Raw genomic sequence first — 9,690 nt, 5'->3', positions numbered from 1 at the left:
CCCGAGAATAAGTGAAAGAACAAAACAAAAAGTCAGGGAAGCGATGGAGCAATTGGGTTATCATCCGAATTTCATCGCAAGAAGTTTGGCAAATCAGTCAACCAGGGTTCTGGGGCTTGTTTTGCCCGATTCGGCAAGTACTTTCTCACAAAACCCTTTTTTTCCCACAGTTTTAAGAGGACTGAGTGAGGGAGCGCACGAAAAGCAATATGCGCTTCAAATGACGACGGGGCAGTCGGAAGAGGAAATTTACGAAGGTGTTGTCCAAATGGTCCAGGGAGGACGTGTAGATGGCATCATCCTTCTTTATTCTAAAGTGGAAGATAAAGTGATGAATTATTTGAAAGAACGCAACTTTCCTTTCGTAGTAGTTGGGAAACCACATAAATACTGTGAAGAAATTACTCATGTAGACAATGATAATTTCAGGGCTGCAAGAGAAGTGACCGATTATCTCCTCGAGCTCGGACATGACTGTATCGGCTTCATCGGAGGCGATTTGAATTTGGTCGTTACAGTAGAGCGTTTACTGGGGTATGAAAAAGCGCTGAGAGAAGCTGGTCTCGACTTAAGGGATGAATATATCATTCATGAGGAATTTCTGCGTGAAGGCGGAAGAGAAGCGATCAATGAATTGATGCAGCTTGAGCACCCGCCAACCGCATTGGTGGTAGCCGATGATCTGATGGCATTAGGTGTATTGAATACTCTGGATGAAATGAATATATCTGTGCCGGATGATATATCCATTATCAGCTTCAATAACGTATTGCTGGCAGAAATGTCACGACCGCCACTGACTTCGGTTGATATCAATATTTTCTACCTCGGGAATGAAGCGGCCAAAAGCCTGATCCAAAGAGTGGAAAATCCAAAGGAACCGATCAAGCGTATCATCATCCCTCATGACATTGTAAAGCGCTCGTCCTGCAGCAGGCGTGATATAAACGCATAAAAAACGACTGAGGCTTACAATGGAGTAAGTTTCAGTCGTTTTTTATTTGGATAATGGAAATTGAACAATCCAATGTTAAAAGTTATCCGTTCACCACAGTGCCGCCATTCACATGAATCATCTGTCCGGACACATAGGTTGAATCTTCACTTGCAAGATAAACATAAGCCGGTGCTAATTCATACGGCTGGCCAGCTCTTCCCATCGGTGTATTGGCACCGAATTCGGAAACTTTGTCTGCACTGAATGTCGAAGGGATGAGAGGCGTCCATATCGGCCCAGGAGCAACGCCGTTTACCCTGATACCTTTTGATGCGATGTTTTCTGCAAGCGAGCGTGTAAAGCTGACGATTGCCCCTTTAGTGGATGAGTAATCGATCAGATCCTTATTTCCTTTATAAGCTGTAATGGAAGCTGTATTTATGATCGAAGCTCCTTTCTTTAAATGAGGAAGGGCAGCTTTGGTAAGGTAGAACATTGAAAATATATTAGTCTTGAAGGTGCGTTCCAGCTGTTCGTCGCTTATCTCCTCCAGTCCTGCCTGCGGATGCTGTTCTGCAGCATTATTGACGAGAATATCAAGTTTTCCGAAATGGGAAATCACTTTTTTGATGATGTCCTTACAGAATGTCGAGCTCCCGATATCCCCTGAAAGAAGCATGCACGTGACTCCCTCTGCTTCAATAAGTTCCTTTGTCTTGTTTGCATCGTCATGCTCATCTAAGTAAGAGATCGCCACATGGGCCCCTTCGCGTGCGAAATACCATGCAACGGAACGGCCGATTCCGCTGTCCCCCCCGGTAATCAATGCAACTTTTCCATCCAGTTTTCCGCTTCCTTTATAATTTTGATCTGTATGAATCGGCTGGGGATTCATTTCATCCACTGTTCCGGGCTGATGATCCTGATGCTGAGGCGGAAAGGTTTGTTTTCCGTTTTGCTGTTGTGACAATTGAAACACTCCTTTTATAAATGGTTGGGTAGATGAACAATCGTTAGTAATACATTTTTCTTAGGTTAGTGTTTACCCGATGTGTTCAATTATTAACTTGTTTCCCCGAATTTTTTGGTGTGAAACGGTTTTTTATTGGCAGCCTTGGGGTTGTTCCATATGATGGAAGTGAGAGAATTTCTTTTACCGGGCAGATTAGAATTAGGTATAGAGAAAAAGCAGACCCGCACAGGATCTGCTTTTTTATCATAAGTTCATCATTTTCTCTGCCTTGTAGCCTATCATATTTAATAGTCCTTTCGGTGATGAGTAAGGAGGCGCATAGCAGGTTTCGATTTCCTGAAGCTGTTTAACAGTCAGGCCGCCGAATATTGCAGTGGATAGAACATCGATCTGTTTATCGACACCTTCACCTCCAACCACATTACCGCCGAATATTTTGCCGGTATCCGGACAAAAATGAACCCTGACATACACTTCCTTGCTGTCCGGGTAATAGCCTGCATGTGATTTCCCTTTATGAGTGACTGTTTTATACTTTTTACCCCGCGCTGTCAGATCTTTTTCCCCAAGTCCTGTAGAGGCAATGGTCAAATCAAACACCTTTGCAATTGCACTGCCCAGCATGCCTTTAAACGGAACAGGATCGCAGGTGATATGTTTGGCGATTATATATGACTGACGATGGGCCGGCCAGGCAAGCGGGACCTGTTTTGGACTGCCATCGATCAGATCAATGGACTCGACAACATCACCAACAGCGTAAATGGAAGGATCCCCGGTCTGCATGAATTCATTCACTGAGATGCCTCCGGATTCCCCCACAGTCAGACCTGCTTCACGGGCAAGTTTATTGTTCGGTTTAATGCCCGCGGATAAAAGGATGAAGTCAGTCTCAATGGTTTCCCCATTATCAAGTTGGATTTTGCTTGCTGAAGTTATCTGATGGAGTCCGTTCCCCAAATATAACGAAACCCCTTTGTCTAATAAGTGATGCTGGATGATTAAAGCCGTTTCTTCGTCAATCACACTTAAAACATGATTAGAGCGCTCGACGATATTTGTTTTTATACCGAGATGGGTCAGGTTCTCCGCCATTTCAACGCCGATAAAACCTCCTCCGATGATGGCTGCGGTTGAAGGTTTTTCAGTCCTTAAGTAGTTTTTTAATCTATCCATATCTCCTACTGTTCTCAGAGTGAAGGATGGAATGTGGTTAAATCCTTCGATATCAGGTATGAATGGGGAAGCACCAGTCGCTATTACAAGCACATCATAACGCTCAATATACTCACGATTGCTTGCACACTCTCTGATATGAATCGATTTCTTTTTTCTGTCGATTTTAATGGCTTCATGCATCATTCTTACATCGATATTTTTTTTAGCCTGCAATCTTTCAGGAGTATAAGCAAATAGATCTTCCCGGTCTTTAATCACCTCTCCAAGATAGTAAGGCATGCCGCAAGCTCCATAAGAAAGATAAGAAGTTCTTTCTAGTAATATGATTTCGGCTTTATCATCTAATTTTCTAAGTTGAGATGCCGTTGTGGCCCCTCCGCCGACGGCTCCGATCACGATAATTTTTCTGCTCATAGTTCTCCTCCGTGTACACGTCTTTTTAGGTATTTCAAAGCTGATGGGTATAAAAAAAGCCTAATGAGTTTATTGTACCCATTAGACTTAGTTAGATAACAAATCAGCGGAAGTTTACAAACTGAACGTCAATTGATAAGTCGGCTTCCCTTACAGCTGAAATGATTTTCTGGAGGTCGTCTTTACTTTTCCCGGTCACCCTCACCTGGTCATCTTGAACCTGGCTTTTTACTTTGACTCCTGAGTTTTTTATCATTGTATTGATTTTCTTTGCATTTTCCTTGTCGATACCCTGGACAAGCTTTGCACGTTGTCGGACGGTACCACCGGATGCACCCTCGAGTTTGCTGTAATCAAGATTCTTGACAGGTACCTCACGTTTGATCAATTTGCTTATTAACACATCTTTCAGTTGATTCATTTTAAATTCGTCATCAGAAATTAATACGATTTCTTCTCCATCCAATTTGATATCGCTCTTGCTTCCCTTGAAGTCGTAACGATTCTGGATTTCTTTAAGTGCAATTTGTATAGCGTTGCTTACTTCTGACATTTCGACTTTTGATACGATATCGAATGAACATTCTTTCGCCATATGTATTTCCCTCCAATTAATATTCTCTATTATTATTATAGACAAGCATGATTCACTCGTACAACTAATAGAGGAATAAATTACATAAAAAAACCACCTTGAGACATCAGGTGGTTCAATCAATTTGATTCAGATTGCGGTTTTACTGATTAGATATGATCCGTCTTTTTGGAATACTGATGCTTTCCGCCTTGACGGTTCAGTTCTTTTAATTTGTTCTTTTCTTCATGCAGTGCTTGATTATCTTTTGCTTTTTTATCATTATCAGAAGTGTGTGGCATTGGTTAAACTCCCTTCAATATAAGCATCTTCTTTGTTAGTATGAGGAAATGAAGAGTGGATTATGAGTGTTAATTCAGGAAAAATACAGCCAATGTACCCGTTCCTGTATGGGAACCGATCGCACACCCAATAATATTGATATAAACATCTCTTGGAGAGAACTTTTCTACGATCATTTTTTTCATTTCCAATGCGAGCTCTTCGTCATCGCCGTGACTGATAGCAATCGTCTGTCCGGAAAGGTTGGAACCGCGTTCTTCCATCAGTTCAAGTATTCTCTTTAAGAGCTTTCTTTTGCCGCGGAGCTTCTCGATCGGGACAAGCTTTCCGTCCTCGACATGCAGAAGCGGCTTGATGTTGAGGAGACCGCCAAGGAATGCAGAAGCTTTTGAAACACGGCCGCCTTTTGCGAGATAGTCGAGATCCTCCACAGTAAAGAGGTGTTCCATATGCTCTGCATGATAGTTGATGGAATCGATGATTTCTTGACGGGTGCCTCCTTCCTGTAACGTCTTTAATGCACTTTGGACAATCAGGCCGTAGCCGAGAGAGGCACACTTCGAATCAATGATGGTAAGGTCGAGGCCAGGGTAATCCTCTATTACCTGATCGCGGATCATTACGGCTGTTTGGTAAGTACCGGAAAGTTGGGATGAGAATGCGACATAAATGCCTTTTTCATCCTTTTCGGCAAGCTCGGTAAACTTTTTCAGGAAGCTTTCCGGAGATACTTGAGATGTTTTGGGCATATGACCTTCACGGATCCTGTTAAAGACCGTCTTCGGATCGATATTTAGGAGGTCATCGTAGTCCTGGCCATCGATATGTACTTTGAGAGGGAAAAACTCTATGTTGTCTTGGTCGAAGAATTCTTTTGGGAGATCGCTTGCACTATCAGCAAATAATTTTACTGTCATTATTATCATCCTTTTAACTTTACTTATAGCTTAAGTCTAGCTATTTTTCAGTTAAATGACAATCTATTCCTTTCTTAACATCGATTCAGAGTTACCATTATTCTATCTATAAAAGAGCAGTTCTTTACTGCAAGAAAATTTCTTAATGGAAATCATGGCAATTGAAGTATTGGACCAGAGTTTAGTTATGATATTTTGTGGAACATAACAATTAGTATAGGACAACAGGGGAGGTCTGTCATGAACAGGGATAACGTTCATTTAGAAGCAAAAAAGTTTTTGGTCGTGCTGATCGGTTCACTTTTGGGTGCGATCGCCATGAACTTTTTCTTAATACCGGCAAATGTGTATGCAAGCGGTTTTACCGGTATGGCACAATTATTATCAAGTATCATCAAAGAATTTACCCGGTTTAATGTTTCCACAGGTATTTTATTATTCATCTTAAATATTCCTGTAACCATTATTGGATGGAGGAAGGTTGGTAAGTCATTTACTGTCTACAGTTTCATTTCAGTATTCCTTACTTCTTTCTTCCTTGAGGTCATTCCTATTATTCATCTGTCACCCGATATTTTGCTGAATGCAGTATTCGGAGGTGTCATTGCTGCTGTCGGGGTCGGACTGACATTAAAGTGGGGTGCTTCTACAGGGGGGATGGATATCATTGCGATGATTCTCTCGCGGATGAAAGATAAGCCGGTGGGATCGTATTTCTTTCTGATGAATGCGATCATCATCATTTCAGCCGGCTTTTTATATGGATGGGAAAAGGCTTTATATACGCTAGTCACTTTATATGCCTCAACACGCGTCATCGATGCCATCCATACACGACATGAAAAGTTAACAGCGATGATCATCACGAAAAAGTCAAACGAGCTGCGGGAAGCCATTCACTCAAAGTTGATGAGGGGAATAACGACTTTACCCGCGAAAGGTGCTTTTTCAGGTGAATCAAAAGAAATGATGATCATCGTCATTTCACGCTATGAGTTGTATGAGCTCGAGCATACAATCAAAGAAGTGGATCCAAATGCATTTACCAATATCGTTCAAACAACAGGGATATTCGGCTTCTTTAGAAGAGATTAGAATGACAGGATGGATGGTTGGTGGAAATTAAAAAGGGTTGACCCTGTCTTGACAGGGTCAACCCTTTCATTTGTTATTGAAGAGTATTTAACTCGTCTTGAAGGGTGCGTAATTGGCGTTGTTCTTCAACATTGCTATTGGCATATGCAGAAGATAAGGCATTTTTTGCTTTATTGACAGATGTTTCGATATCTCCACCAGACGCCGCCGTCTCTTTTGCAGTGTTTACGGCTTGACGAGCTTCTCTGAATAACGGATTACTCATGTTATATTCCTCCCAGTGAGGAGTCCTCTACTTTGGAGGACAGCTTGTTTGCCTCTGCTTCAGCGTATGTCAAATGGTAGGGAATTCGCTCATCGTGCTTTGCTACAGCAACTTTACCTTGTTGCACAAATCGTTTGGATTTATTTCTACCCATTGCAGCCACCCCTTTTACAAGCTTAAACACAAATGCTGTGTTCTCTTGTAGTATGGCTGATATCGGTGTTGTTTACAGTAAAAATAATTCCCACTACTGCCATTAAAGGTTAAAACGATTCTGAAGGTATCTCCCAATTCCGTCTTCTTCGTTGGATAACGTAATCTCATTCGCAATTTCCTTTAAGTCATCAATCGCATTTCCCATAGCAACACCAGTACCTGCATATTTCAGCATTTCAAAATCATTGTCCTCATCCCCGAACGCAATGATACGCTCCTGAGGGATATTCAAGGATGATGCGACTTTTTCTATTCCGACAGCTTTATTCAATCCTGATTTGACAATTTCGATTACATGCCATGGGGCTGCCCATCTTCGGTGATCGATGACTTCTGCATGAACTTCATCAAGATGTGCGCGGATTTCACTCACATCTTCCTCTTCGGCATGGATCAGCATTGAAGTAGGGTTATCAGTAAGTAAATCACGTATATCACCTGTAGAAATCGATGGATTGCCCATCATGAACACGTCGATGAGTCTTTCATCATGATAATGAAGGTAGACATCATCTTTCACTTCAGCGATGATGTTTCTGAAAGGGAAGTCCTGACATGCTTCGATTATTTGCTTAGAGACATGTAAATCCATCGGTTCGTGATAAATCCCCCAGTTCTTGTCTGCAGGATGATGAACAAACGCTCCATTAAAATTAACGATTGGAGTGCCTAAGTGCAGCTGCTTATAATAAATTTCGCTGGCACGGTAAGGACGGCCGGTGGCGATCATGACTTCGTGACCTTGTTTCCTTGCGTCTGCCAACGTGTGCATGGTCTTTGGTGAAATCTTTTTTTCATCCGTTAAAAGTGTGCCGTCCAAGTCTAATACGATTAAGTGTTTTTCAAAAGAATTCATATCATTTCTCCAATTCTTTATAATGTTGTTATACGCAATATTCATGGCAAGTATGTAGAATACCTCAAATCACCACTATAAGGATAGTGTATAAGGAGAATGTGAAAGCTGTCCACATCAAGAAATTGATTTAATAAACATTTTACATGCGGTTATAAATATTATACATATTTTAAAATCTAGGATATCATAATACTGTGATCAGCGTACAGGAGGGAGTAAGTAATCATGATCGTCATTGAAAAATCAAACATAGAAGAAATACCGTGCCTTCATCTTGTGAAGGAAGAAGAAAAAGGCAATCCTCTGCCTCTGTGCTTTTTTATACATGGTTTTACCAGTGCTAAAGAGAATAATCTCCACTATGCATACTATCTTGCCGAAAAAGGCTTCAGAGTGATACTTCCTGACTGCCTTGAACATGGTGAAAGAGCAACAGGTAAATCGGAAGAGGAATTAGGCGGGATATTCTGGAAGATTGTATTAAACAGCATTCATGAACTATCTCTTCTTAAAGGGCACTTCAGAAAAAAAGGCTTGCTGATTGAAAATGGTATAGGAGTTGCCGGTACTTCAATGGGAGGCATTGTCACCCTGGGAGCTTTAACGCAGTATAATTGGATTTCTTCCGCAGTATCCCTGATGGGCAATCCATCCTATGTGAAATTTGCGAAAGCACAGCTTTCCCATCTTAAATCGACTGGTTACCAACTTCCATTCAGTGATGAAGAAGTACATGCGATTCTGAATGAATTATCTCACTATGATTTAAGTCTTCAGCCGGAAAAGCTGAATGGGAGGCCGCTGATGTTTTGGCATGGAAGAAAAGACAAGGTTGTCCCATTCCATTTAACAGAAGAATTTTACAAGAGCATACTGCCTGCATATGAAGGTAATGAAGAAAATATATTATTTATCGCGGACGATAAGGCCGAACACAAAGTTTCAAGGGAAGGTGTCATGAAACTCGTGGAATGGTTTGAAAAGCATTTATCGGCTTAAGCTTTTGTCTTCATTGATTTTCTTTGATAAGATAAACAGTAGAAGAAGAATAGTAAAGGAGAGTGTAACAATGGATCAGGATCTAAAAGACAGTTTGATGGGTGCACTTGAGCAGGTTGTTGACCCTGAATTAGGCATAGACATCGTTAACTTAGGCTTGGTATATGATGTAGATCTGGACGAAGAAGGAAAAGCGACAGTCACAATGACGTTGACTTCAATGGGGTGCCCGCTTGCAGGAACGATTGTTGATCAAGTAAAAGCGGCTCTGGGCGAGCTTCCGGAAGTAAAAGAAACAGAAGTGGATATCGTTTGGAATCCACCATGGAGCAAGGATAAGATGTCCCGCTATGCAAAAATTGCACTGGGCATCACATGATAGAAAAAATACCCTTTACTCAAGGGTATTTTTTTTATAGTTCTATGCAGATTTGGTGGTGAAATGATCTGTCTGCCACCCGCCAAAAATTCTTACATGGAAATCCACAGCGGCATTGAATCTTGATATCAAATGAAGATAACAACAAGCCCTCCAACGACCAGGCAATAAATGGCGAAATATTTAAGATTTCCTTTAGCCATGATATTCATGAACCACTTCAAGGAGAAGTAAGAAGCCACCAGTGATCCGATGAAAGCCAGAACATAGGGGATGGTCATAGATGCCGCCGGAGGTTTTTCGATCAAATCGCTGATTCCGAGAAGCATGACCCCGAAGCTGACCGGGATGTATAATAGGAACGAATAGCGCAAAGCTGTTTCTGCTTTCATTCCGCGAGCCATTGCTGCAACGATGGTGGCACCTGAACGGCTGATCCCTGGAATCAAAGCAACCGCCTGGGCAAGACCGATGATCAGGGCATCTTTTACATTCAGATCCCCATCATTTTTTCTGCCTCGCAGATTACGGATAAGCCATAATGCGGTTCCAGTAATAATGAGGGTGATTCCGATTGTAA

At 41.7% G+C, this 9,690-nt stretch carries 13 protein-coding genes; 4 read left to right on the top strand and 9 right to left on the bottom strand.

Annotated features, from left to right (window positions below):
- The coding region (locus HP456_RS15375) for a LacI family DNA-binding transcriptional regulator (protein ID WP_172252648.1) at nucleotides 1–955 on the top strand (955 nt) is incomplete at its 5' end.
- 82 nt (nucleotides 956–1,037) lie between these two features.
- Here the strand turns inward: HP456_RS15375 and HP456_RS15370 are convergent.
- From HP456_RS15370 to HP456_RS15350, 5 genes are all read right to left on the bottom strand, one after another.
- Nucleotides 1,038–1,907, bottom strand: coding sequence for an SDR family oxidoreductase (locus HP456_RS15370; RefSeq protein ID WP_172252646.1), 870 nt, complete (start codon nucleotides 1,905–1,907; stop codon nucleotides 1,038–1,040).
- Nucleotides 1,908–2,153: 246 nt separating this feature from the next.
- Nucleotides 2,154–3,503, bottom strand: a complete 1,350-nt coding sequence (locus HP456_RS15365; protein ID WP_172252644.1) for a CoA-disulfide reductase — start codon at nucleotides 3,501–3,503, stop codon at nucleotides 2,154–2,156.
- Nucleotides 3,504–3,606: 103 nt separating this feature from the next.
- On the bottom strand, nucleotides 3,607–4,098 hold the full coding sequence (locus HP456_RS15360) for a YajQ family cyclic di-GMP-binding protein (RefSeq protein ID WP_172252642.1): 492 nt from the start codon (nucleotides 4,096–4,098) through the stop codon (nucleotides 3,607–3,609).
- Nucleotides 4,099–4,247: 149 nt separating this feature from the next.
- On the bottom strand, nucleotides 4,248–4,379 hold the full coding sequence (locus HP456_RS15355) for a DUF3941 domain-containing protein (RefSeq protein ID WP_172252640.1): 132 nt from the start codon (nucleotides 4,377–4,379) through the stop codon (nucleotides 4,248–4,250).
- A gap of 69 nt (nucleotides 4,380–4,448) precedes the next feature.
- Nucleotides 4,449–5,297, bottom strand: a complete 849-nt coding sequence (locus HP456_RS15350) for a fatty acid kinase binding subunit FakB (RefSeq protein ID WP_172252638.1) — start codon at nucleotides 5,295–5,297, stop codon at nucleotides 4,449–4,451.
- Between the two features lie 240 nt (nucleotides 5,298–5,537).
- Between HP456_RS15350 and HP456_RS15345 the strand changes: the two genes are divergently transcribed.
- Nucleotides 5,538–6,392 (top strand): YitT family protein, encoded by an 855-nt coding sequence (locus HP456_RS15345; RefSeq protein WP_172252636.1) that lies wholly within the window; start codon nucleotides 5,538–5,540, stop codon nucleotides 6,390–6,392.
- A 73-nt stretch (nucleotides 6,393–6,465) separates the two neighbouring features.
- On the opposite strand, the gene HP456_RS15340 is transcribed toward HP456_RS15345, so the two are convergent.
- The 3 genes from HP456_RS15340 to HP456_RS15330 form a co-directional block, all read right to left on the bottom strand.
- The gene (locus HP456_RS15340; protein WP_172252634.1) at nucleotides 6,466–6,657 is read right to left on the bottom strand and encodes a DUF3813 domain-containing protein; all 192 of its coding nucleotides are present in this window, start codon (nucleotides 6,655–6,657) and stop codon (nucleotides 6,466–6,468) included.
- A gap of 1 nt (nucleotide 6,658) precedes the next feature.
- A complete protein-coding gene (locus HP456_RS15335) occupies nucleotides 6,659–6,811 on the bottom strand; it encodes a hypothetical protein (protein WP_171910678.1) in 153 nt (50 codons plus the stop codon).
- Between the two features lie 102 nt (nucleotides 6,812–6,913).
- The gene (locus HP456_RS15330; RefSeq protein WP_172252632.1) at nucleotides 6,914–7,729 is read right to left on the bottom strand and encodes a Cof-type HAD-IIB family hydrolase; all 816 of its coding nucleotides are present in this window, start codon (nucleotides 7,727–7,729) and stop codon (nucleotides 6,914–6,916) included.
- A gap of 228 nt (nucleotides 7,730–7,957) precedes the next feature.
- Between HP456_RS15330 and HP456_RS15325 the strand changes: the two genes are divergently transcribed.
- Nucleotides 7,958–8,731 (top strand): prolyl oligopeptidase family serine peptidase, encoded by a 774-nt coding sequence (locus HP456_RS15325; protein ID WP_172252630.1) that lies wholly within the window; start codon nucleotides 7,958–7,960, stop codon nucleotides 8,729–8,731.
- Nucleotides 8,732–8,801: 70 nt separating this feature from the next.
- Nucleotides 8,802–9,110 (top strand): metal-sulfur cluster assembly factor, encoded by a 309-nt coding sequence (locus HP456_RS15320; RefSeq protein ID WP_172252628.1) that lies wholly within the window; start codon nucleotides 8,802–8,804, stop codon nucleotides 9,108–9,110.
- A gap of 128 nt (nucleotides 9,111–9,238) precedes the next feature.
- Here the strand turns inward: HP456_RS15320 and HP456_RS15315 are convergent.
- Nucleotides 9,239–9,690: undecaprenyl-diphosphate phosphatase (locus HP456_RS15315; RefSeq protein ID WP_281358055.1), on the bottom strand; the 452-nt coding region annotated here is incomplete at its 5' end.

Origin of the sequence: Bacillus haikouensis (assembly GCF_013179555.1) — a bacterium.
GTDB lineage: Bacteria > Bacillota > Bacilli > Bacillales > Bacillaceae_B > Rossellomorea > Rossellomorea haikouensis_A.
Note: the sequence above shows the minus strand (reverse complement) of the source record. Positions and strands in the feature narration are given on the sequence as shown.

Excerpts from the sequence above, each read along its gene's own strand:
- HP456_RS15350 (WP_172252638.1), bottom strand. The coding sequence starts at position 5,297 with ATGACAGTAAAATTATTTGCTGATAGTGCAAGCGATCTCCCAAAAGAA.
- HP456_RS15360 (WP_172252642.1), bottom strand. The coding sequence starts at position 4,098 with ATGGCGAAAGAATGTTCATTCGATATCGTATCAAAAGTCGAAATGTCA.
- HP456_RS15330 (WP_172252632.1), bottom strand. The coding sequence starts at position 7,729 with ATGAATTCTTTTGAAAAACACTTAATCGTATTAGACTTGGACGGCACA.
- HP456_RS15320 (WP_172252628.1), top strand. The coding sequence starts at position 8,802 with ATGGATCAGGATCTAAAAGACAGTTTGATGGGTGCACTTGAGCAGGTT.
- HP456_RS15355 (WP_172252640.1), bottom strand. The coding sequence starts at position 4,379 with ATGCCACACACTTCTGATAATGATAAAAAAGCAAAAGATAATCAAGCA.
- HP456_RS15365 (WP_172252644.1), bottom strand. The coding sequence starts at position 3,503 with ATGAGCAGAAAAATTATCGTGATCGGAGCCGTCGGCGGAGGGGCCACA.
- HP456_RS15325 (WP_172252630.1), top strand. The coding sequence starts at position 7,958 with ATGATCGTCATTGAAAAATCAAACATAGAAGAAATACCGTGCCTTCAT.
- HP456_RS15340 (WP_172252634.1), bottom strand. The coding sequence starts at position 6,657 with ATGAGTAATCCGTTATTCAGAGAAGCTCGTCAAGCCGTAAACACTGCA.
- HP456_RS15345 (WP_172252636.1), top strand. The coding sequence starts at position 5,538 with ATGAACAGGGATAACGTTCATTTAGAAGCAAAAAAGTTTTTGGTCGTG.
- HP456_RS15335 (WP_171910678.1), bottom strand. The coding sequence starts at position 6,811 with ATGGGTAGAAATAAATCCAAACGATTTGTGCAACAAGGTAAAGTTGCT.